This window comes from Janthinobacterium silvisoli, from assembly GCF_014200725.1.
Classification (GTDB): domain Bacteria; phylum Pseudomonadota; class Gammaproteobacteria; order Burkholderiales; family Burkholderiaceae_D; genus Janthinobacterium.
In genome coordinates, this window is the sequence record NZ_JACHCL010000001.1 from 321,507 (window position 1) to 344,918 (window position 23,412).

General features: G+C 61.6%; 20 protein-coding genes. 2 read left to right on the forward strand and 18 right to left on the reverse strand.

Translation table 11 applies throughout. The annotated features are described in order from the left end of the window. Window positions 1–171: 171 nt before the first annotated feature. The 7 genes from HDE75_RS01370 to HDE75_RS01400 all read right to left on the reverse strand — a co-directional run bounded on the left by HDE75_RS01370 (window position 172) and on the right by HDE75_RS01400 (window position 8,133). Window positions 172–3,330 (reverse strand): efflux RND transporter permease subunit, encoded by a 3,159-nt coding sequence (locus HDE75_RS01370; RefSeq protein WP_183679285.1) that lies wholly within the window; start codon window positions 3,328–3,330, stop codon window positions 172–174. Further along, window positions 3,327–4,883 (reverse strand): efflux RND transporter periplasmic adaptor subunit, encoded by a 1,557-nt coding sequence (locus HDE75_RS01375; protein WP_183679287.1) that lies wholly within the window; start codon window positions 4,881–4,883, stop codon window positions 3,327–3,329. Before HDE75_RS01375 ends, HDE75_RS01370 begins: the two co-directional genes overlap by 4 nt. Next, a complete protein-coding gene (locus HDE75_RS01380; protein ID WP_183679289.1) occupies window positions 4,880–6,109 on the reverse strand; it encodes a TolC family protein in 1,230 nt (409 codons plus the stop codon). Before HDE75_RS01380 ends, HDE75_RS01375 begins: the two co-directional genes overlap by 4 nt. Window positions 6,110–6,243: 134 nt before the next feature. After that, entirely contained in the window at window positions 6,244–6,642 is a 399-nt protein-coding gene (locus tag HDE75_RS01385) for a hypothetical protein (protein WP_183679291.1), read from the reverse strand. Window positions 6,643–6,723: 81 nt separating this feature from the next. Then, the gene (locus HDE75_RS01390) at window positions 6,724–7,098 is read right to left on the reverse strand and encodes a nuclear transport factor 2 family protein (RefSeq protein ID WP_183679293.1); all 375 of its coding nucleotides are present in this window, start codon (window positions 7,096–7,098) and stop codon (window positions 6,724–6,726) included. A gap of 54 nt (window positions 7,099–7,152) precedes the next feature. Next, entirely contained in the window at window positions 7,153–7,365 is a 213-nt protein-coding gene (locus HDE75_RS01395; RefSeq protein WP_183679295.1) for a tautomerase family protein, read from the reverse strand. 27 nt (window positions 7,366–7,392) lie between these two features. Continuing rightward, on the reverse strand, window positions 7,393–8,133 hold the full coding sequence (locus HDE75_RS01400; RefSeq protein WP_183679297.1) for an SDR family NAD(P)-dependent oxidoreductase: 741 nt from the start codon (window positions 8,131–8,133) through the stop codon (window positions 7,393–7,395). Between the two features lie 148 nt (window positions 8,134–8,281). Here HDE75_RS01400 and HDE75_RS01405 point away from each other — a divergent pair, with 148 nt between their 5' ends. Then, window positions 8,282–9,199, forward strand: coding sequence for a LysR family transcriptional regulator (locus HDE75_RS01405; RefSeq protein ID WP_183679299.1), 918 nt, complete (start codon window positions 8,282–8,284; stop codon window positions 9,197–9,199). 11 nt (window positions 9,200–9,210) lie between these two features. On the opposite strand, the gene lhpI is transcribed toward HDE75_RS01405, so the two are convergent. Then, window positions 9,211–10,167, reverse strand: a complete 957-nt coding sequence (lhpI, locus tag HDE75_RS01410) for a bifunctional Delta(1)-pyrroline-2-carboxylate/Delta(1)-piperideine-2-carboxylate reductase (protein ID WP_183679301.1) — start codon at window positions 10,165–10,167, stop codon at window positions 9,211–9,213. Window positions 10,168–10,282: 115 nt separating this feature from the next. Here lhpI and HDE75_RS01415 point away from each other — a divergent pair, with 115 nt between their 5' ends. Continuing rightward, window positions 10,283–11,383: an acyl-CoA dehydrogenase family protein gene (locus tag HDE75_RS01415; protein ID WP_183679303.1), complete on the forward strand. Its 1,101-nt coding sequence runs from the start codon at window positions 10,283–10,285 to the stop codon at window positions 11,381–11,383. On the opposite strand, the gene HDE75_RS01420 is transcribed toward HDE75_RS01415, so the two are convergent. The 10 genes from HDE75_RS01420 to HDE75_RS01465 form a co-directional block, all read right to left on the reverse strand. Further along, window positions 11,380–13,815, reverse strand: coding sequence for a TonB-dependent receptor (locus HDE75_RS01420; RefSeq protein WP_221291732.1), 2,436 nt, complete (start codon window positions 13,813–13,815; stop codon window positions 11,380–11,382). The genes HDE75_RS01415 and HDE75_RS01420 overlap by 4 nt on opposite strands. 80 nt (window positions 13,816–13,895) lie before the next feature. Beyond that, window positions 13,896–14,855: a siderophore ABC transporter substrate-binding protein gene (locus HDE75_RS01425; RefSeq protein WP_183679305.1), complete on the reverse strand. Its 960-nt coding sequence runs from the start codon at window positions 14,853–14,855 to the stop codon at window positions 13,896–13,898. Continuing rightward, window positions 14,852–15,628: an iron ABC transporter ATP-binding protein gene (locus tag HDE75_RS01430; protein WP_183679307.1), complete on the reverse strand. Its 777-nt coding sequence runs from the start codon at window positions 15,626–15,628 to the stop codon at window positions 14,852–14,854. Before HDE75_RS01430 ends, HDE75_RS01425 begins: the two co-directional genes overlap by 4 nt. After that, window positions 15,625–16,590, reverse strand: coding sequence for an iron chelate uptake ABC transporter family permease subunit (locus HDE75_RS01435; RefSeq protein ID WP_221291788.1), 966 nt, complete (start codon window positions 16,588–16,590; stop codon window positions 15,625–15,627). The genes HDE75_RS01430 and HDE75_RS01435 overlap by 4 nt, the downstream gene beginning before the upstream one ends. Then, complete coding sequence (locus HDE75_RS01440; protein ID WP_311735143.1) at window positions 16,590–17,546, reverse strand: ABC transporter permease; 957 nt, start codon at window positions 17,544–17,546, stop codon at window positions 16,590–16,592. Before HDE75_RS01440 ends, HDE75_RS01435 begins: the two co-directional genes overlap by 1 nt. Then, window positions 17,543–19,297 (reverse strand): ABC transporter ATP-binding protein, encoded by a 1,755-nt coding sequence (locus HDE75_RS01445; RefSeq protein WP_183679311.1) that lies wholly within the window; start codon window positions 19,295–19,297, stop codon window positions 17,543–17,545. The genes HDE75_RS01440 and HDE75_RS01445 overlap by 4 nt, the downstream gene beginning before the upstream one ends. After that, window positions 19,291–21,066: an ABC transporter ATP-binding protein gene (locus HDE75_RS01450; protein ID WP_183679313.1), complete on the reverse strand. Its 1,776-nt coding sequence runs from the start codon at window positions 21,064–21,066 to the stop codon at window positions 19,291–19,293. The genes HDE75_RS01445 and HDE75_RS01450 overlap by 7 nt, the downstream gene beginning before the upstream one ends. A 74-nt stretch (window positions 21,067–21,140) precedes the next feature. Continuing rightward, the gene (locus HDE75_RS01455; protein WP_260174206.1) at window positions 21,141–22,112 is read right to left on the reverse strand and encodes a FecR domain-containing protein; all 972 of its coding nucleotides are present in this window, start codon (window positions 22,110–22,112) and stop codon (window positions 21,141–21,143) included. Continuing rightward, window positions 22,109–22,627 carry a sigma-70 family RNA polymerase sigma factor gene (locus tag HDE75_RS01460; RefSeq protein ID WP_183679315.1) on the reverse strand — a complete coding sequence of 173 codons (519 nt, stop codon included), beginning with the start codon at window positions 22,625–22,627 and terminating at the stop codon, window positions 22,109–22,111. Before HDE75_RS01460 ends, HDE75_RS01455 begins: the two co-directional genes overlap by 4 nt. 129 nt (window positions 22,628–22,756) lie before the next feature. Beyond that, entirely contained in the window at window positions 22,757–23,335 is a 579-nt protein-coding gene (locus HDE75_RS01465; RefSeq protein ID WP_183679317.1) for a TetR/AcrR family transcriptional regulator, read from the reverse strand. Window positions 23,336–23,412: the final 77 nt, after the last annotated feature.

The window sequence follows — 23,412 nt, forward strand, 5'->3', positions numbered from 1 at the left end:
GGAATCAAGGACGTGCTCGCAAATTTATTTTTAGCAAGTTACTTTCCCTGATGCAATTATAATTTTTTGCCTCTTCAACAATCTCACCAAAAGTCACACCAACTGTTTTAGTTGACTAATAGAAAGAAAATGGCATTCCTGGCGATACACTGTCTGAATTGCACAACATCTTTATGCCTGCTCTTCTTGCGCCTGCTTGCCTGCCTTCCTGATCGCCCTGCGCCGTATCAGCAAATAAACGGCCGGCACCACGAACATCGACAGCAGGGGCGCCGTGATCATGCCGCCCACCATCGGGGCGGCGATGCGCTGCATGATTTCCGAACCGGTGCCCGTGCCCAGCATCACGGGTACCAGGCCAGCGATCATCACAGCCACCGTCATCGCCTTGGGCCGCACGCGCAAGACAGCCCCTTCGCGTATCGCATCGAGCAAATCGGCTTCACTATCCGTGCCCCTGGCCAGCCGCGCGTCCCAGGCATGTTTCAGATACAGCAGCATGATCACGCCAAATTCAGCCGACACCCCGGCCAGCGCAATAAAGCCCACCCCGCTGGCTACCGACAAGTGATAGCCCAGCGCCCACAGCAGCCAGATACCGCCCGCCAGCGCAAACGGCAAGGTGCCCATGATCAATACGGCTTCATCGATGCGCTTGAAGGTCAGGTAGAGCAGCACGAAAATGGTCAGCAAGGTAGCCGGCACCACCACTTTCAGGCGCGCCGTAGCCCGTTCCAGGTATTCAAACTGGCCCGACCATAACACGGAATAACCGGCCGGCAGCTTGACTTCGCGGTTGACCACTTGCTGCATCTCCTGCACGGCCGAACTGAGGTCGCGGCCATGGATATCCACATACACCCAGCCTGACAGCCGCGCATTTTCGCTTTTCAGCATCGGCGGGCCATCGTCGATGCGGATGGTGGTGACGTCACCCAGGCGTATCTGCGCACCGCGTTCCGTCAGCACCGGCAATTCGCGCAATTTTTCAACGGAATCGCGTACTTCGCGCGGGTAGCGCACATTGATGGGGAAGCGCTGCAAGCCTTCCACCGTCTCGCCGATATTGTCGCCGCCGATGGCGCTGGCAACGATGCTTTGCACGTCGGAAATGTTCATGCCATAGCGGGCCGCCGCATCGCGGTCGATCTTGATATCGACGTAGCGCCCGCCATTCAGGCGTTCGGCCAGCGCGGACGACACGCCGGGCACGTTTTTGACGGCGTGTTCGATCTGCGCCGTGATGCGGTCGATTTGCTGCAAGTCCACGCCCGCCACCTTGATGCCCACCGGGCTTTTGATGCCGGTGGCCAGCATATCGATGCGGTTGCGAATCGGCGGCACCCAGATATTCGACAGCCCCGGCACTTTCACCACGCGGTCCAGTTCCGCCACCAGCTTGTCGGTGGTCATGCCGGGCCGCCATTGATCGCGCGGCTTGAACTGTATGGTGGTCTCGAACATTTCCATCGGCGCCGGATCGGTGGCCGATTCCGCCCTGCCCGCCTTGCCGAACACGCTTTCCACTTCCGGCACCGTCTTGATCAAACGGTCCGTCTGCTGCAGCAATTCAGACACCTTGCCCGTGGCGATGCCCGGCAAGGCTGACGGCATATACAGCAGATCGCCTTCATCAAGAGGCGGCATGAATTCACCGCCCAGGCGCGCCAGTGGCCAGAAGGTCGCTGCCACGATCAGGCCAGCAGCAAGCAAGGTGGTTTTCGGCCGGCGCAGCACCACTTCCAGCAGCGGGCGGTAAATGGCAGTCAGCCAGCGGTTGATCGGGTTCTTGTGCTCGGGCGGAATATGGCCACGGATCAGATAACCCATCAGCACGGGGATCAGGGTGGCCGCCATGCCGGCCGCCGCCGCCATCGAGTACGTCTTGGTCAGGGCCAGCGGGGCGAACAGCCGCCCTTCCTGCGCTTCCAGGGTAAATACGGGAATAAACGACAGCACGATGATCAGCAGTGAAAAGAACAGCGCCGGCCCCACTTCCACGGCTGCGTCGCCGATGACTTTCCAGTGGGCTTCGCCCTGCAACTTCTGGCCCGGATGGGTTTCCAGCCAGGCCTCGATATGTTTATGCGCGTTTTCTATCATCACCACGGCCGCATCGACCATGGCGCCGATGGCAATCGCAATCCCGCCCAGCGACATGATATTGGCGTTGACGCCCTGGTAATACATGACGATATAGGCGATCAAAATGCCCAGCGGCAAGGAAACGATGGCGACCAGCGCCGAACGCAAGTGCAGCAGGAAAATCGCGCAGACGACGGCGACGACGATGAATTCCTCGATCAGCTTGTGCTGCAGATTGTCCACCGCGCGATTGATCAGCTTGGAACGGTCATACACGGGCACGATTTCCACGCCTGGCGGCAAGCTTTGCTTGAGCGTCGCCAGCTTGGCCTTCACCAGGTCTATGGTTTGCAAGGCATTCTTTCCAGAACGCATGATGATCACGCCACCGGCCACTTCACCCTCGCCATTCAGTTCAGCCACGCCGCGCCGCATTTCCGGTCCCAGCTGGATACGGGCCACGTCGCCCAGGCGCACGGACACGCCGGCCGCCGTCGTCATCAACGGTATCTTGCGGAAATCGTCCAGCGATTGCAGATAGCCGGAAGCCCGCACCATGTATTCCGCTTCGCCCAGTTCCAGCACGGAACCGCCGGTTTCCTGGTTGGCTTTCTGCACGGCGTCGATCACCTTGCCATGCGTAATGCCATAGCCGCGCAACTTGTCCGGGTCCAGCACGATCTGATACTGGCGCACCATGCCGCCGATGCTGGCCACTTCCGACACATTCGGCACGGCCTTCAGCTCGTACTTCAGGAACCAGTCCTGGTAGGCGCGCAATTGCGACAGGTCCATCTTGCCGCTGCGGTCGACCAGCGCATATTCATATACCCAGCCCACGCCGGTGGCGTCCGGCCCCAAGGCCGTCTTGGCTTGCGCGGGCAGGCGCGACTGCACCTGGTTCAGGTATTCGAGCACGCGCGAACGGGCCCAGTACGGGTCCGTGCCATCTTCGAACAACACATACACAAACGAGTCGCCGAAGAAAGAATAACCACGCACCGTCTTGGCGCCCGGCACCGACAGCATGGTGGTCGTCAACGGGTAAGTGACCTGGTTTTCCACAATTTGCGGCGCCTGGCCCGCATAGGTGGTACGGATAATCACTTGCACGTCGGACAGGTCAGGAATCGCATCGACCGGCGTGCGGCTCAAGGACCAGATGCCCCAGGCCGCGATAAAGACGGTCGCCAGCAAGACCAGGAAACGGTTGCCGATGGACCAGCGTATCAGTTTGGCGATCATTTGGAGACTCCCGGCATGGCCATCGGCATCTTCATACCGTCCATGGACATTGCTTTACTCGCAGCAATCGTGATGATATCGAAACCGCGTTCGCCCTTCTTGATATCGAAGGCCACCTGCGTGCCCACCTTGATATTGGCCGGCAAGCCCGTGGGCGGCAGCTTGAAGCCCATCGTCATCGGCCCCCATTGCAAAGAAGCAATAGGGCCATGCGAAATCGTGATGCTGTCCTTGCCGATCTGTTCGACCTTGCCCTCGGCGTGATGGCTGGCCGCCGCCGGTGTTGCCGGTTTCATCTGCATGCCGCCCATCTTGTCCATGCCAGCCATGCGCGTTTCCGTGCCCGTCAGGCTGGCTTCCGAATCGATCAGGAACTGGGCCGAAATCACCACTTGCTGGCCCTCGCTCAAGCCCTTGCGTATTTCCGTCAAGCCATTGCCTTCACTGCCGGTTTCCACGTCCACCGGCTTGAACTTGCCACCTGCCTGCGCCAGCATCACCACGCTGCGCGTGCCCGTCTGGATCACGGCTTCCGATGGCACTTGCAAGACATCCGCTCCCCGCTCGGCGCCAAAGGTCACGCTGGCAAACATGCCAGGCAGCAGATTGCCACCCGGATTGGCCAGCTCGATGCGGGCGGTGGCCGTGCGCGTGGTCGGATTAACTTCGGGCAAAATGGCACTCACCTTGCCCTTGAAGTCGCTGCCCGGCAAGGCTTGCGCCTGCGCTACGACAGGGTCGCCCGGGCGCAGCTGGCCCAGCATGTTTTCCGGCACTTCCGCATTCACCCACACGGTAGACAGGCCATTGATGCGGAACAAGGGCGCGCCCATGGCCATCGTCAAGCCTTCACGCGCGCCCAGTTCGGCGATCACGCCGCTGATCGGCGCAACTATCGTCAAGCGCGCTTGCACCTTGCCCGTGCTTTCCACGCCATGGATCTGGCCTTCGCTCATGCCAGCCAGGCGCATGCGCTGACGCGCACCATCGACCAGGCCCGCCGTATCGGCGCCCTGCATGCTGCGCGCGGCCAGGAATTCTTCCTGCGCCGCCACCCAATCCGGCACATACACTTCGGCCAGCGCCTGTCCTTTACGAACGGGATCGAGCGGCGCGCGCGCATACAGGCGCTCGACAAAACCGCTGCTGCGCGCCTGCACCAGGGCCACGTCGCGGTCATTGAAGGCCACGTTGCCGATGGCGCTAAAACCCGACGCCAGCTTTCCACGCGTCACTGTTGCCGTGCGCACCCCCAGGTTTTGCTCGACTCTAGGGCTGATAGTGACACCGCCATCGTCAGCCGCCCCACCACCTTCCTGCGCATACACGGGCACCAGTTGCATGTCCATGAACGGCGACTTTCCCGGCTTGTCGAAACGCTGGCCCGGCACCATCGGGTCATGCCAGTACAAAGGCTTTTTGCCTGCGGGCGCAGTAATGGCAACGGCAGCCACGCTTTTCCGTGCGCCAAGCTGATACGCACCATAGCCGACAGCGGCCAGGGCAATGACGATGGCCGTCAAAGCCAGAGTGATTTTTTTATTGCTGTTCATTTGGACTCCTGCCGTGCCAGTTTCGTATCGGGAAAAAGAAAATCGAGTTGCGCCCAGAGCTGGGCCGTTTCCATGTTCAGCTGCAAACTTTGCAGGCGCACATCGGCGATATTGCGGCGGGCGGCCAGCACATCGGCCAGGGCAGCTTTGCCGCCCTTGTAGGCAGCCAGTACAGCGGTAGCACGCTCTTCGGCGGCCGGCACGATCTGCGTTACATAGCGCTGGCCACGTTCGCGGCCATTCTTCCAGGCGATCAGCAAGCCTTGCGTGCGGGACACTTGCTCGCGCAATTGTTCATCGCGCTCATCCTTGACCTGCTCGACCGTCGCCAGCTTGGCCGCCAGTTCGCGGTCTTGCCGGTTTTTCCTGTCCCACTGCAAAGGCAGCGACAGGCTGACGGACACCATATTGGAATAGGCCGAACCGCGCTGCTGGAAGGCCACTTCCACGCTCCAGTCCGGGTGCTGGTTGGCTTGCGCCAGCTTCGCATCGGCCTGGGCGATGTCTTGCTGGCGGTTCAGCACGGCAATCTGCGGCTGCTGCGCCAGGGTGGCACTCAAAGCGGAGGTATCGAGACGCAAGGTGTTCAGGTCGGGCATGTTGGCATCGGCAACGTCACCGCTGCTGCCCGTCCAGCGCAGCAAGGCGTTTTTCGCTGTCTCCACATTGCCGGCCAGCTGGCTGCCCCGGTCTTCCAGCGCCAGCAAGGCCGACTTGGCAGCCAGTACATCGGCCGAACTGCCACGGCCGCCGCGATAGGCCGCTTCGGCGGCAGTGATTTCCTGGCGTGCCAGGGCGACCTGGCTATCCAGTGCAGCGGCCATCTGCTGCGTGTAATAGACGTTGAGCCAGGCAATCGCCGTGTCGCGCTGCAAGGACGCCAGGGTGAGGTCTTTTTGCGCCAGCGCCTTGTCGGCTTCGCGCTCCTGGCGCGCTGAGCGCCATTGCAGCTTGTCGGCCCGCGTCAATTCCTGCGAAATGCCGACTTTCCTCATGGTCATGAAGTCATTGCCCAGACTAAAGCGGTCATTGCCGCTGACGGGCAGGTTGTCGATGCCGGCAGTCAGCATCGGATCGGGCCGCTGGCCGGCGGCCACCGCCATTTCACGGGCAGCGGTGCTGGCGTGGCCATCGGCGTCAAGCTGGCGCGAGCGGCTGGCAGCCTGCTGCAAGGCCTCGGTAAAAGAGATGGCCTGGGCAGCATGTGCGCCATCAGCGGCAAGCATGCACGCCATGGCAAGCGCCGTCTTCATCAGAAGACGTGCGCGAGAGGGGGATACCATAAAACCTCCAGAAAACGATAGACAGCATCGTCTTGCCGCGATCGGCAAAACGAGGGCGAACTAAGCTTTCTGGAAGATCAGATGCGGAAACAGCAGTTGCGAATGGCGATGGGGGGCGCGACGGGCCGCGCCAGGGCAATATAGGGTGGCGGGTCAACCGGCTGCAATACAGGCAGATCAAAGATCGCCAAGCTGACCATCATCAGCACGGGAACGAACGCAGGGTGGGCCACGGCGGGCGGCTTGTCCAGCGATTGCTTGGCTGCATCCCCCTGCACATAGACATGGCACAGGGTGGATTGATCACTATCCATGCCGGTACAGCCTGGCATGTCGGGCATGGCTTTCATCACCAGGGTATTGCTGCCCATCGGCACACCGGGACACAGATAGGCCGCCACCGCATGCTGCATGAACAGCACGCTGAGGATGGCGACCAAGGCCGTGAATAATCGGAATGTCCGGCTAAGCTTCATCTGCGGTATGGATAAGGGATCGAACTTTTATTAACTGAAGCTTACTATAAACCTTCCCACAAGGAGAAGGTCAAGACCTTTTTACGTCGTTTTTTCTTGCACCGATCCGTGGCTGAAAGTTTTATTGACGATCAGCCATTGCCCATACACGCGGCGCAAGGTCAGGTAGAGATAATAATCGAATCCCAGCATGGGCGAGTGCAGCTTGACGCTGGCGATATTGGCTTGCTTATCCAGCGCAAGCAACTTCATCCGATAAGGCTCGCCCAGCTCGTGCGGGCTCTTGCGCGCGGCCACGCCGGCCAGATAAGCGCTGGCCGATTTGTGATACAGCTGGCCATCGATATCGCCATACACTTGCGCATCGATGTCAAACAGTTCGGCCAGGGCCGCCGCGTCGCCACGATATACGCCATCGAAATAAGCGTTGACGGTTTGTTCGATGCTATCTTGCATACTGCCTCCTCTAGCCGGAAAGACGCAAAGCAACGCCTTTCCGCCCGCCGAATGTTACTTCTCCAACGCCTGGCGCGCGCGCAAGGTCGTCACCGTTTCCCGGTTGACACCCCAGTTATCGGTCTCGACTTCATCGATGACGACAAAGGTGGTGGATGGATGTTTATTGAGCACGCGGTGCAACAGATCGCTGGTTCCTTCGATCAATTCCAGCTTTTGCGCGGCCGTGACGCCTTCATTGGTGACGCGAATATTTACGTATGGCATAACCGTTCTCCAAAAAGTAAGGATGGATTACCAGGTACCGGCAGTCGAGCCACCATCGACTGCCATCACGGTGCCGCTGGTAAAGGTCGAGTCGGTCAGGTACAGGATGGCGTTGACGATGTCTTGCGTGCTGCCCGTCTTGCCGCTGGGCGACAGGGTTTGCAGGAAAGCTTTGGTGCCCGCATCGTCCGGGTGCAAGGGTGTGTCGATAATGCCGGGCGCCACTGCATTGACGCGCACATTGGACGCCGCCAGTTCCAGCGCCAGTCCGCGCGTGGCATGGTTCAGGCCGCCCTTGATCAGTATCGGCAACAGTGCCGGCACCTTGGCGTTCGGCTGCATCGCCAGGCTGGCCGTGATGGTGACGATATGGCCCTGCTGGTTGGCGCTCATGTGGCGGGCCGCCTGCTGCGACGGGTAAAAGAAGCCCATCAGATTGGTGCTGACGATGGCTGCCACGTCGTCCTGCGTGTAGTCGGTGACGGGTTTGGCGATAAAGATGCCGGCATTATTGATCAGGATATCGACCTTGCCGAACGCAGCGATCGCCTGTTCGAACAGCGCCGCAGCCGTGGCAGGCAAGGCGATATCGCCCGCTACTGGCAAGAAGTTGGACGGATTGCCCAGTTTGGCCGCCGCGCTTTCCAGCCGCGCCAGGGTGCGCGCATTACCGACCACGTTGTAGCCGCGTTCCAGGTAAGCCTTGGCGACGGCAAAGCCGATGCCGCTCGATGCGCCAGTGACGATGACGGTTTTCTTGCTTTCCATATTGTTGCTCCAGTGTGCGTTGAGTGGATGCCAGCACTATGTTGGCTGGCATGGAACTCACTATACTTATGCGCATCATGTTGATAAACACATGCAATAGAAGAACACTTGATCTATCATGTAATCAATTGATGACAGCGGGGATAGCATGAAACGCAACTTCGAGGAAATGCAGCTGGGCAGCATCGAACTGTTTTGCCTGGCCGCTGAACTGAGCAGCTTTACGGAAGCGGCCAATATCGCGGGCGTCACACCAGCCGCTGTCAGCCGCTCGATTGCCAGGATGGAAGAACGACTGGGCGTGCGCCTGTTCGTGCGCACCACGCGGCAAATACGCCTGACCGATGGCGGACGGCGCTATTACGAGCAATGCCACGAAGCGCTGCTGCAATTGCGGGAGGCTGAACGCGAAGTGACGGGCGGCCAGGCGGCGCCTGTCGGCCCCTTGCGCATCAGCGCGCCCACGCCCTATTCCCACTACCGCTTGCTGCCGCTGCTGTCGCAATTCCGGCAGCGATATCCCGAAGTGACCTTCGACGTGCACGTCAGCAACCGCAATATCGATTTCGCAGCCGAAAGCTATGACATCGCCATCCGTGGCCGCACGCCAGCCGATTCCACCTTGATCGCACGCAAGCTGGAAGACGCGGAACTGGTGCTGGTAGCGTCCCCGTCTTACCTGCAGCGCGTTGGCGCACCCACCTCGCTCAATGAGCTGCACCAGCATGACTGCATCCAGTTCGACTTGCCCAGCACGGGGCGCAAGATCGCCTGGCTGTTCCAGGAAAACGGCAAGCCGGTGGAGATAGAGACCAGCGGCGGCTACACCTGCTCGGAAGACGTGCTGGGCATCGTGACCCTGGCGCGCAGCGGCGCCGGCCTGACGCAAACCTACCGTTTTATCGTGGAGCGCGACCTGGCCGATGGCTCGCTGGTGGAATTGCTGCCGCAGCATGGCGGCAGGTCGCGTCCCTTCTTTTTGCTGTTTCCCCACGCGCGCCATTTGCCGCTGCGCCTGCGCACCTTTGTCGATTTCCTGACCGAGAAACTGATTACGCAAGCCTGATCAGTTTTTCTTCAAGATGCGGCCGTCTCCAAGACCAGTTGCGCCGCCAGCAGATCGCTGAGCGCCGTACCGACCGCCTTGAACACCGTAATTTCTTCGGCGTTGCGACGACCGGGTTTGCCAGACTCGTCGGCACGGCACAGATCCTTCAGCTCGCCAGCGATGGAATCGGCGCTGAACACGTTTTCGGCAATCGGAATCAATACCTCGCCCGCCTCGCGCAGCACATTGTCCAGGCTATCGACATGGACCGTGCTGTTGACGATCAGCGCGCTGTCGCACTCGCGCCGGTCCGGACTGTGATTGCCCAGCAAGTCGACGTGGCAGCCGGCAGCGATCCACGCGCCCTGCAGCAGCGGCGTGGCGGCGCCAGTCGCGCTGACGATGATGTCAGCCTGGCCCGCATGCTGCGCAATATCGGCTATGCAAATGAATTTCACGCCAGGATGCTCACGCTGCAAACGCGCTTGCAAGGTAGCCGCCTTGCCGCCGTCACGGCCCCACAGAAAAACCCGTTTAAGCGCACGCACAGAAAGATGAGCAGCTACCAGGAAAGGCGCCAGCCTGCCCGTGCCCAGCAATAACAAGGTCGATGATTCCGGGCGCGACAGATAGCGCGAAGCCAGCGCCGAAATAGCCGCCGTGCGCCAATAGGTAATGGAGGTGCCATCGACCAGCGCCAGCGGCACGCCGTGGCGGCGGTCAAACAACAGTATCTTCGAATACAGCGACGCAAACCCAGTCGCTTCATTCCCGGGAAAATAAGTAAAAGCCTTGACGCCGATCAGCGTATCGTTCCACGCCGGCAGCAGCGCAAAGCCGTCGTGCGACGCTGCTCCCGCGCCAGCCAGCTGAAACACCTGGCGCGGCGGCATGCCGTAGTCGCCGCGAAAGCCTGCTTCCAGCGCATCGATCAGCGCCGGAAACGCCAGCGCCTGGTCTACCTGTTCCGCCTCGATTATCTTCATGCGCTCCCCTTGATCAATGATAAGCCTGCAAGACAGTCCTATCATGCCATGCCGGAGACACAAGTAGCCCGCACTGTGCGAAAATTCCCGCCTTTGCCATCGCCTTGAAGTTTTTATGATCCAGCACGCCAGTTATCCCCTCTCCGCCCGTGACACGCAGCGTATCGCCAACCATGCGGCGCTGGCCGACGCGGCCCGCTTCCTGCATCCCGTGCACCAGGCATTGCTGCACCGGCGCGGCTGGCTCACCATGCTGGCGCCACGGGCCAGCGGCGGCGCGGAACTGCCGCTGCCCGAAGTGGTGCGCCTGGAAGAAGCAGTAGCTGCCATCGATGGCAGCATGGGCTGGGTGCTGACCCTGTGCGCGGGTGCGGGCTGGTTTGCGGGATTTTTAACGCCGGACCTGGCGCGCGAGATCATCGGCACGCGCCGCGTCTGCCTGGGCGGCAGCGGCGCACCGACCGGTTTTGCCGATGAAGATGGCGATGGCTACCGCATCAGCGGCCGCTGGGATTACGCCAGCGGCGCACCGATGGCCACGCACTTTACCTTGAACGCCGTGCTGCGGGTCGATGGCCAGCCCCTGCTCGATGAGCATGGCGCGCCGCGCATCCGTGCCTTTCTGGTGCCGGCCGCACAGGTGCAGCTGATCCCCTCCTGGAATAGCATCGGCATGCGCGCCAGCGCCTCGCACAGTTACCGTATCGATGATGCCTGGGTGGCCAAAGAACACGGTTTCACCATCAGCGCCGCCACTGCCTGCGCCGATGGTCCCTTGTACCGTTATCCGTTTTACTCGCTGGCCTACGTCACCCTGGCCGCCAATGTAGCCGGCATGGCCAGCCATTTCATGCAACTGGCGCAGGAATGCATACGCCACCGCCGGCATGCGGGCAAGGATTTGCCGTTGATCGAGGTGCCGGAAGTGGCAGCCCTGCTGCACAATAAACAGCAAGATTTCGAAACCGCCCGCGCCCGCTTCTACACCGCGCTGGACACTAGCTGGGCCAAGGTAGCGGCCGGTGAAATGCTCACCACCGACGATATGCAGCAAGTGCAAAGCAGCTCGCTGGAGCTGACGGCCGTCTCGCGCGCAGCCGTCAATGAACTCTATCCCCTGTGCGGCCTGTACGCTGCCCGTGAAGACAGCACCATCAACCGCGTCTGGCGCGACTTCCACACGGCCAGCCAGCACCCCTTGCTCATGTCGCTTTAAAAATCCATCGTGGCCGAGATCTGGATGGTGCGCGGCGCCCCCAGCCCCAGGCTGGTCAATTGCGGCATGGCCCAATACGCCTTGTTGCTGACGTTGGTGACATTGGCGCGCAGCGTCATCGGCTGGTTCGCTACAGTCGTCGCATAACGCCCGCCCAGGTCAAACACCGTACGGCCAGGCACCCACATGGTGTTGCTGGCATTGATGTATTGTTTCGATGCGGTGGTCGCATTGGCGCTCAAGGTTAGGCCCGGCAAGCTGGGTGCATCCCACTCGGCGCCCAGCTTGGCTTGCAGTTTCGGCACGCCCGTGGCTAGCTTGCCCTGGTTGAGACCACCGGCCGTTTGCGTCAGCTTGGGTTCCACATAAGCCACACCGCCCATCAGGCGCACGGCGCGCATGGGTGAGCCGAAGAAACTCCATTCGACACCGCGGTTGCGCTGCTCGCCGCCCACGGAAAATACGTTGGTGACGGGGTCCGTATAGCTGCTGGGACGCTTGATTTCATACAGGCTGGCCGTGTGGGCAAATTCACCCAGGTCAAACTTCAGGCCCACTTCCTTTTGCTTGGTCTTAAATGGCGGAAAGACCTCGCCCGCATTGGCAGCCGTCATCGGCGCCGTGCTGCCCTGGCTCAAGCCTTCGATGTAATTGCCGTAGACCGACAATTGCGGCGTCAGCTTGACCAGCAAGGCGGTGGCGGGCGAAGTGGCGCTTTGCTCGTAGCGGGCCGTGCGCGCGCCAGTCGCCACGTTAAAAGTATCGCTGACGACATCCTGGCGACGCAAACCCAACGTCCACTGCACCTTGTCTTGCGCAAAGGAAAGCGTATCGGCCAGGCCGAGGCTGGCCAGGCGCAATTCGGCCCTGGAAATTTGCGGCGCACTGAACACACTGGCCGGGCCCCAGACAGGATGATACAGATTGGTGATCCAGTCCCTGGCCAGCACGTTGCGGCGGCCATACTGTTTATCGGTATGGTTGTAATGCGTGGCGTTCACGGCCCATTGATGGCCGACATCGCCGGTGCGCAGCTTGCCCTTGAAACCGAGCTCGGCCGACCTGCGGTCCACTTCGAAAGCCAGGTCGGCCAGGTTGGTGCGGTAATCGCCGGCCGCATTGAATACCTGGATCAGATAAGCGCCCGTCGAATGGTAATCGGTCTGGCTGGCGCCCATGGCCACATAGGCCATCACCGCATCGCTCAAGTCCAGTTCGCCACGCACCGTCGCGCCCTTGTCTTTCGTATCGTAAAAGGCCCAGCTGGGATTGAGCAGGGTGTCCGGTTTCGGCAGCCTGGGCACGCCGATGCCGGGCGCCAGGTTGATGCCCCGGTTCAAGCCATCGGTGCGGTCGTCGCTGCGGTACAGGTCGGCGGACAGCCGCGCGCCATCGCCGCGCCAGTCCAGGCCCAGCGCCGCCAGCTGCGTTTCCTTTTTCTGATGGTCGACCGAGCCCTTGCCATTGCGGTAGACGCCATTGAAGCGCGCACCGAATTGCTTGTTGTCGCCAAAGCGCCGGCCGATATCCACATGGCCGCCCCATTGCGAGTCGGACAGGTAGCTGAGCGCCGCGCGCGTCAAGGCTTCATCGCCCGCGCGCTTGGGCACCAGGTTGACGCTGCCGCCCACCGAACCGCCAGGTGGCATGCCATTGAGCAAAGCCGACGGCCCTTTCAATACTTCGATCCGTTCAAACATCTCGGGCGAGGTCCGGTAATACGGCGAAATGCCGAACAGTCCATTGACCGTCACATCGCTGATGCTGGAACTGAAACCGCGAATGGAAAAATTTTCATTGATGGTGCCCGTCATGCCCGTGCTGAATACGGTCGGGTCAACGGCCGAGATTACGTCCGTGATATCGCGCGCCTGGCGGTCCTCGATAAAGCGCTCGGTATAGCTGACAGTGTTGAATGGCGTTTCCATGAAATCCTTGCTGCCCAACAAGCCGACCCGGCCACCGGACGCCACATGCCCGCCTGCATACGCTTGCGTCGCCCCGCCCTGCTGCGCCTGCACCGTCACACCCGGCATCACCACTTCACCCTGCTGCGCCAAACGGCTGACCGTATAACTGCCATTGGCTTGCTGCACGGCATGCAAGGGATGGCCGCGCAGCAGTTCGGCAAAACCCTCGCGCACGCCGTAGCTGCCCGATAAACCCTTGCTGCTTTTACCTTGCAACAAGCTGGTATCGGCCGTCAATTCGATGCCGGCCGTAGTGGCGAAATTATTCAAAACCGATCCCAGCGGACCGGCCGCCAGATTGAAATTCATCCTGGTTTCTGCCGCCTGGCCGCTGGCCACGGACTGGGCCAGCGCTGGCGCGGTGCTGGCCGCCAGGGCGAGCCCCAATACCACGGCGCGCACGGCGGCGGCCGGGCGGCTCAGGGTTGGATTAAAAGGTGCAGACTGAAAACGGTGTTGCATGCTCGATTCCTTTTGATGATGTGGTTTGCTCTTATCTAGTCTCCCGAACGAAATGGCAAAACCCTCAATCACAATTGAATTTATTGGTAAGCCTTGAGCACATCATCGATCACGATCTTCAGCGAACCCACGCTGGCAGCCGTGATATACCAGGCGTCGGCATCGGCAAAGACCACCCTGCCGTTCTTCCATGCCTTGGTCTGGCGCAACAGCGGGTTCGCCATGCGTTCGGCATCCATCACGGGGCGGTGTTCCATCACGGCCGTGCGGTCGACGATGTAAATGATGTCAGGGTCGGCTTGCTGAATGAATTCACTCGATATCGGCTGGCCATGCAGGCCCGCTTCCACGGCCGTGCTGGCCGGTTTCACGCCCAGTGCATCGAACACGAAGCCATAGCGCGACTTCAGACCAAACGCGCTGAAGGCGCCATTGTTGTGCAGCACGATCAAGGCCTTTTCAGGCCGGTTTTCGATGATGTGTTTGGCCTCCGCGACTTTGGTATCAAGTTCAGCGGCTTTCTGGCGAGCCAGCTCATCCTTGCCGAAGATACGTCCCAGGGTCAACAAATGCTGCTTGACGATATCGATATGCCCGCTGCGGCTATCGCGGTAATCCACGTCGAAATGCAGGGTCGGGGCGATTTCACTCAATTCCTGGTAGTGATTCGCTTGCAAGGAGGTGATCAGTATCAAGTCCGGCTTGAGCGCATGCACGCGCTCCAGGTTGGGCTGCACGATGGCTCCCAGGTCGGCCACCTGCGCATCATCCTTGTATTTGGCCAGGAAATGCGGCATGTAATCCTTGACCGTGCCCGCCACGGGAATGCCAAGCTGGTCGAGAAAATCGACTTCATTCATATCCAGCGCCGCTACCCGCTGCGGCTGCCGCGTGATCACGGTATCGCCCAGCTTGTGCGTGACAGTAATCGGTGCGTAGGCGGACTGGGGAGCCACGGCAGCAGGTTCCGTCTTGCTGCAAGCTTGCAATGCCGTCAGCGCCAGGCTCAAAGCGGCCAGTTTGAATAAAGTGCGGATCATGCCAGTTCTCCTGATGGGTTGAAATAATTACAAAGACAGCCACGCTCACTGCGCACGATGTCGAAGTCCAGTTCGTACAGCGCTTGCAGGCGCTCTTGCGTCACCACCTCGGCCACCGGACCGCAAAATGCGAGCCGCCCCTCTTTCATGGCGACGATATGGTCGGAATAATTGGCGGCAAAATTGATGTCATGCACGACTAAAATCACTGTGCGGCCCTGCTCGTCGCACAGTCGGCGCAGCGCACGCATGATGTGCACCGCATGTTTCATGTCCAGGTTGTTCAAGGGTTCATCGAGCAGCAGCACCTGCGTTTGCTGGGCGATGGTCATCGCCAGGAAGGCCATCTGGCGCTGGCCGCCGCTCAATTCATCGATAAAAGCATGGCGCAGCGGCTCCAGCGACAAGAAGGCAATCGCGTCAGCGATGGCTTGCCGGTCCTGCGGCGTCAAGGCGCCCCGGCTGTAGGGAAAGCGCCCGAAAGCCACCAGTTCCTCGACGGTGAGGCGCAGGTTGAAGTCGGGCGACTGGCGCAGGGTAGCGACCTGGCGCGCATAGTCGCTGGTGCGAATGGCGGTAATCAAGCGGTCGCCCAGCAATATCTCGCCCTGCGTGGCTTCCAGCAGGCGCGCAATCAGCATCAGCAAGGTGGACTTGCCCGCGCCATTCGGACCAATCAGCGAGGTGACTTGCCCCTTGGGGAACTGCACGCTGACGCCAGACAGCACGCTCTTGCTGCCGTAACTTTTATCGATATTCTTGACAGTAATCATGCTCTACCCTGCTTGCGCACCATGAGTGCGAGGAAATAAGCGCCACACACCAGGTTGACGAGGATGCTGACGGTGGTCTTGTAATTGAAAACATGCTCGACCAGCAGCTGGGCCAGCAAAAAGATGCCGATGGCAATTACGCAGCCCAGCGGCAAGGTGAGCTTGTGCCGCACGCTGCCGGCCAGCGCATACGTGATGTTGGCAACGAAAATGCCCATGAAGGCGGTCGGCCCCAGCAAGCTGGTCGAGACCGCCACCAGCAGCGCGGTCAATGCCAGGTAAAACTGCACGTAGCGCCGGTAAGGCACGCCCAGCGAGATGGCCTGGTCGCGCCCCAGGGACAGCACGTCCAGCACCGGCAAGGTTTTCCAGGCGGCCAGGCAGGCGGCGACCACCAGCAGACCCGAATACAGCAGTTGCATCGGTTGCGCCCGGTTAAACGAGGTATGGCTGTAGCCTTGCAGGATGGAAAACTCACCGGGACTGATGCGCAGCTGGACGAATTGGGTGAAGGTGGCGATCACCATGCTGAGCACCAGTCCCAGCAGCAAGAGGAAAACCACGTTGTTCTTGCCATCACGCAAAAGCCAGCGGTGGATGGCCCAGGAATAAGCCAGCATGAAGGCGATGGACAGGAAGAAATTATTGATCTGGCTCACTACCACCAGCGCCTGCGTGCCCATGGCCAAAATCAGCAGCGCTTGCAGCAGCAGATACACGGCTTCGTAACCCATCACGGCCGGCGTCAAAATCCGGTTGCCGGCGATGGTCTGGAACAATATCGATGAAAAAGCCACGCAGACGCCGCCGATCACGATGGCGGCCAGGCGCGCCAGGCGCTTGGGAATCACGTAGTCGAAATCGAAGCCGGAAGACCAGAAAACAAAGGTGGCCGCCAGGGCCAGCAGAACCAGCAGAAGCAGCAAAGGCGGCCAGATGGCCGGCCGAGTAGAGAGGTCCATCATTTGTTTTTCCAGATCAGCAGGGCCAGGAACAGCAAGCCACCCGCGCCACCAGCCGTCAAACCGATCGGCACTTCAAACGGGTAGATCAGCAAGCGCCCGGCGATATCGCAGGCCAGCAGCAGCGTAGCGCCGCACAGGGCGACGATGGGCAAGGTGCGGCGCAGGTTTTCGCCGTAGTGCATGGCCACCAGATTCGGTACGACCAGGCCGACAAACGGAATCGCCCCCACCGTGATCACCGTGGCCGATACCGTGACGGCCACCAGCATCAGCCCAAGCGCCGCCGTGGCGCCATAGTTCAGCCCCAGGCTGGTGGCCATGCCCTCGCCCATGCCCAGCACGCTGAAGCGCTGCGCGTACAGATAGGTGAGCGCCACGATGGGCAGGATCAGATAAATGATTTCGTAGTTGCCCTGGACGATGCGCGAAAAATCGCCGAGCAGCCAGCCCTGCATGTTTTGCAGGATGTTGTGGCGGTAGGCGTAAAACTCGGCAATGGCGCTCAGCACGCTGCCATACATCAGGCCAACCACGGGCACCAGCACCGTGTTCTTGAACTGGATGCGGCGGATGATGGCCACATACAGCACGCTGGCGGCAAAACAGAAGGTCAATGCAAACAGCATTTTTCCGGCCGCGCCCACGCCGGGCATCAGGGTCAGCGAGATCAATATGCCCAGCTTGGCCGCATCGAGCCCGCCCGAAGTGGCCGGTTCGACGAATTTATTGCGCACGATTTGCTGCAGGATCACGCCGCAGACCGACAAGCCCACACCCGTCAGCACCAGCGCCGCCAGCCGCGGCAAACGGCTGGCGGTGACGGTCAGCCAGGCGTCGCTGGAGCCGGACAGCATCTGCTGCCACGAAAGGTGTTTGGCGCCGACCAGCAGCGAGGCGCAGCACAGCAAAACGAATATGGGCAGCAGCAAACGGCCAGAGACGGAATGGATCAAGACATAGTCCCGGCCTGCTGCGATGGCGACGCAATGCGCCAACCCTTTGCCGCCTGGCGCTGGGCCAGGAATTGCGCGTAAGGCCCGCCATTGGCACTCAACTGCGCGGGCGTCCCTTGTTCGTTGACCTGGCCGCCATCGAGCACCACGATCTGGTCGGCCATGGCCACCGTCGACAACTGGTGCGCGATGACGATCACCGTGCGCTTGCCGCGCAGCCGGGCCAGCGCCTCGGCGATGGCCGCCTGGTTTTCCGCGTCCAGCGCGGCCGTCGCTTCATCGACCAGCAAGATGGGCGCGTCCTTGATCAGGGCGCGGGCGATGGCGATGCGCTGGCGTTCACCGCCAGACAGGCGCACGCCGCCCTCGCCCACCGCCGTCGCCAGGCCCTCTGGCAAGCGGGCGATGATTTCGCTCACGCCGGCCTGGGCCACCGCTTCCAGCACCTCGGCCTCGCTGGCATCGGGTTTGCCGATACGGATATTGTCGGCAATGCTGCCCTGGAACAGATAACTGTCCTGGAAAATCTGGCTGATCTGGCCGGCCAGCTGCTCGCTGGACATCTCACGCACATCGACGCCGCCCACGCGCACGCTGCCGGCATCGACATCAAAGAAACGGGCGATCAGGCGCAGCACCGTACTCTTGCCCGAACCGGACGCGCCCACCAGCGCCGTCATGCTGCCGGGAGCCACGCGCAGGCTGAGACCGCGCAGCACCTCGGGCTGACCCGGTGCATAACGCATGCGCACATCGCACAGTTCGACCGAGCCATCGCGTGGCGCCAGCGGCGCTGCAGGCTCCGGCAAAGGCTGGACGGCGAGGATATCGCGCACGGCATCGAGCTGTCCCCGTGCGCCGCGCAGCACTTCGCCATACGCGGCCACGTCGAGCAGCGGATCGACGAAGCGGATCACCAGCAGCAGCGCCACGATCACCGCGATGACGCTGTCCATATCCATTTGCAGCCAGAGCGCGCAAGCGACCAGCAAGGCGCCAAAGATGGCTTGCACCACCCAGGCGTTGAACACGGCCGACAGGGAAGACAAGATAATCAAACGTCCGCCCGCCTGGCGCTGGTCCGCAATGGCCTGCTCCAGCAAACGCGTGCCGCCGCCGTCGCCGCCGAAGGCGCGCAGCACCGATTGCGCCTGGGCGAATTCCACCATGCGCGCGCTGGTGGCGGCGAACTGGCGGTGATACGCCTCATCGGCGCGCTGGCCCAGGCGGGCGGTCAGCAGCAAGGCGGTCGCCAGCACCGGCAGCGACAGCAAGGCGATCAGGCCCAGCGACCAGTGCAGGGCAAACAGCGCCAGCATGACTACCAGTGGCGTGACGGCGCCACTGATCACGGGTGTCAATACGTGGGCAGGCAGCTGCGCCACCTGCATCATGCCCTGCGTGACGACATGGCTTAATCTGGCCGTGTTCTCTGGCGTGAACCAGCCGACCGGCAAACCGGCCACCTGCACGCCGATGCGCTGGCGTCCCGCCTGCAGCACGGTGACACCTACCCGCACACCCGCCCTTTCCACCACTCTGCGCCAAGCCCAGCAAACCACCATGCCGGCCAGCAGCACGGCCAGCCACAGGCTAGCCGCCTGCACGTCGCCGGCCAGCAAGTGGCTAAGCACGGGCACCAGCACGGTGACGGTCAGTCCGCACAGCGCACCATAGGCGATGGCCATCGATACGTAGCGGCGAAACACGGGCGCGTCTGCACCCAGCAGTTGTATAAAGGTCTTCAGCAAGGTATTGACTCCAGCGATGTTTGATAAGCACCCAACTCCCACAGCCGCGCATAGCGGCCATGGCGGGCCAGCAGTTCGGCGTGGCTGCCCTGTTCGCTTATCGCGCCGTTTTCCAGCACGATGATGTGGTCCGCATGCATGACGGTGTCCAGGCGGTGCGCAATCACCAGCAGGCTGCGGCCCTGGGCAAAACGCGACAGCGCTTCCTGGATCAGCACTTCGTTTTCAGCATCGGCCGCCGCCGTGGCTTCATCGAGCACCAGCACGGACGGCGCCAGCAGCACTGCGCGGGCGATGCTGATGCGCTGCTGCTCGCCGCCGGACAGCTGGGCATCCTCGCCAACCACCGAGTCGTAGCCGCGCGGCAGCGCCAGGATGCGTTCATGGATGTTGGCCGCGCGCGCGGCGTCTTCAATCTCCTGTGCACTGGCCGTCGGGCGGCCCAGCGCGATGTTCTCGCGCACGCTGGCGTGTATCAGCCGCACTTCCTGCAGCACGAAACCGATGGAGCGGTAAAGTTCCGAGGTGGCGATCTGGCGCAGATCGACACCGCCCAGCGCGATGCGCCCTTGCGTGGAATCGAAAAAGCGCAGCAGCAGCCGGGCCAGCGTCGACTTGCCCGACCCGGAAGCGCCGACAATGGCCGTCACCGTGCCGGGCTTGAGGGTGAAGCTGATATTGGACAGCACCTGGTGTTGCCCGTCGTAGGAGTAGCCTAGATGTTCGACGCATAGCTCGCTGCTGGCAGGCAGCTGGCACTGGCCTGGCTCCGGCTGTTCCAGCACCGGCGTCTGTAGCAGGGTTTGCACGCGCTGCGCGGCGGCGGTGGCGTTGTTTAAGTCATGCGTCAGGTAATGCAATAGCAGCAGCGGCGCGGAAATACCGGGCGCCGCCAGCGCGAACGGCAGCACGTCCACGGGCGCCATCCAGCCCAGGCTGACAAACAGCGTACCGAACACCAGCACCACACCCAGCACCGCCACCGGCGCGATCATCGCATTGGCATTGGCCATGGACGACACCAGCGGACGCGTAAAACCGGCAAAGGCCAGCGCGAAAGCGTCGACCGCCTCGCGGTAGCCGGCATGCGCGCGGCCCGTGGCGCCAAAGGCCTTGACGACAGGGATGCCGTTGACGAATTCGATCACGGCGTTATTGATGCGCCCCAGCCCCGTAATAAATTCCTGCATATTGCCCGCGCTGGCCTTGATGGCGCGGCCAAAGAACAGGAAGAAACAGGGAAATGGCACAATCGCGATCAGGGCCAGGCGCCAATCCATGGCGAACAGATAAATCAAGGAGATGGCGATCACGCCGACGGCGCGCGCGGTGGTCGTGAAGAAGTGCGCAGTGAGGCTGTGCAAGGTAGCGATATCGTCCTGCATGGCCTGCTTGACTTCGCCCGACACGCGGCTGGTGAACCAGCCCAGCGGCACTTGCGCCAGCCGCCGCATGATCTGCAGCCGCAGATGGTGGGTGATGTGATTGTCCGCCAGGTGCGCAGCCATCTCGCCGGCCGATACCAGCAGCATACCGGCCAGCAGGCTGGCCACGCTGATGCCGACGATCGGCCACACTGCATCCTGCGCTGCCCGGTTGCTGCCCAGGGCGGCCCTGGCGATTTCAGCGATACCGGCCAGCGGCACCAGGGTCAGCATGCTGCCCACGGCGGACAGCAAACACGCCACGACCAGCCGCCCGCGGATGGGCCGCAATACCTGCGCGACCGGACTGGCGCCATTCGGTGCCGTCACCTCTTTGCTACTCATACAGACTCCCGGAAATTAATAAGCTCTTGCTTATCTCCCGAACGAGATCGTCAAACCCTCAATCCATTGCCCGATTATTTTGTAACAGCAGCCGCCGCCTTCACCGTCACCCAGTAGCGGGTACGCGATACCACGTCGACCGGCAGCACGCGCGTGAGGTTATGCAGCGCCCGGTCCGTGTTGCTCACGGAAAAGACACCGCTCACTTTCAGGTGCGCAATTGCCGGGTCGCAGCGCAGCAAGCCCGGCCGGTAGCGGGCCAGTTCCGCGATCAGCGCATCGAGCCGCATGCCGTCGGCCACCAGCAAACCCCTGGCCCAGGCGGCGGCATGTTCCGGCACCTGGGCAGGTGCTTGCACCGTATTGGCGCTGAAGCTGGCGCCCTGCCCTGCATCGAGACGCACAGCAGCGTCCGGCGCATGCGCGGGCCGCAGCTCGACCGCGCCTCCATATACGGCCACGTGTGAACTATCTGCATCCTGGCGCACCGTAAAACGCGTGCCCAGCGCCTGCACGGTGCCGTGCCGGTCCCGCACGCGCAGGGGCCGGTAAGTGGGTGCGGGATCGGGTCCGCTGGTGACCAGGATTTCACCGGCCCGCAACACGATCAGGCGCTCATCTTGGGTGAAACGCACGTCGATGGCCGAAGCGGAAGCCAGCACCACCGTGCTGCCGTCGGCCAAAGTAATCGTGCGAATTTCACCGGTGGCGGTGCTATGGCCAGCCATGGCCAGTTGCCAGCGATCGCTGCCACCCAGCAGGCAAGCGCCGCCGCCTGCCGTGACGGCCAGGCCAAGTATTTGCAAGGCACGCCGACGGGCCAGGAAGGCGGCGGGCGCAGGCTCGCGCAAGACATGGCGCACCACCTCGCGCGGCGCACTGGATAATTTATCGTCGAACGATTGCAAGCGTCGCCAGGCCAGTTCGTGGTCAGGGTGTTCGGCGCGCCAGCGTTCGCAGGCGGCGCGGTCTGCCTCGCTGGCGTCATCGGCCCACAGCCGCACCATCCATTCGGACGCGCGCTGGACAATGGCCGGACTGATCAACGTCCCGTCCCGTGCCAGGCGTGGTAACAAGCTTGCAGGCCGGCGGCCAGGTATTTTTCAACGGAAGACACCGACACTTTCAGCTCGGCAGCGATATCGCGGTAGCTCATGCCATCGAGCTTGCACAGCAGCAGCGCCTGACGCGCCTTGGCCGGCAGGCTATGCAATATCGCATCGATTTCGACCAGCGCTTCCACCGCCAGCGCGCGCGTTTCCTCGGATGGTGCAAACGCTTCCGGCAACATGGCCAGTGCATCGAGGTAAGCCGCCTCGATCTGGCGGCGGCGGTACAGGTCGATCACCAAGCCATTGGCGATCTGGGTCAGGTGGCGCCGCGACTCGTCGACGGGCGGTATGCGCCCCGTTTTCATCAGGTGCAAATACACGTCGTGCGCCAGGTCGGCCGCATCGAAGGCATTGCCCAACTTGCGGCGCAGCAAGCCACGCAGCCAACCGTGATGGTCTACGTATAGCGTGTCGACTTGTTGCTGAAGTGCGAATTCGGCGGTGCCCACGATATCCTTCCTGTGCCCGATGGTGCCCAACGGCCGGCCAACGAAGGCGATGGGCAGTGAATTTAAATGCGAATGATAATTATTTACATTGTATAAGATTCATTAAGCGGGTGCAATCAAGTTGCGCCCTTACTGTGGCTGCATGGCCAGCGCACCGATGATGAGCGCGTGCATGCCCAGGTCAAACTCGGCCTCGATCGCCCTGTCTTCCTCTTCCCACGCTTCGTCCTTCGCCGCGTACACGGTATCGGCCAGGGCGATGCAATGAAAGGCTACCGTCGACAGCAGCCAGCGGGCGCGCTCCATGGGGATGCCGTACAGGCGCGCCACTTCGGCCTGATGCGCAACTATCCTGGCCAGCATGCCGGGGGTGGCCACCTTCCGGCGTATCAGATACGGCGCCAGGCCCTGATGCGATTTGACCAATTCCCGCAAGGACGCGCTAAAGCGCAGCAGAAAGTGTTCCAGCTCATCATTGCCGGTATCGGGGAGCTGCCAGCGCATGAAAATTGCTTCGGCCACCAGCAGCTTGAGCGCCGCCAGGTTCTCGACATGCTTGTAGAGCGCCATATGACTGACCCCGAGCAAGGCGGCCACGCCAACAAACGTCAGCTTGGGTAGCCCCATCGCCATGCCGGCATCGGCGATACGCTCGCGCGTGATGGTGCGAGGACGCCCGGGGCGGGGCGCAGGCGTTGCAGTTGTCATGTGTTTTTGCGGGAAGACTACTACGCTGGCTGTTTCGGTTAATTAGTTTAGCATGATGAAACTAATTATTCCAGCCT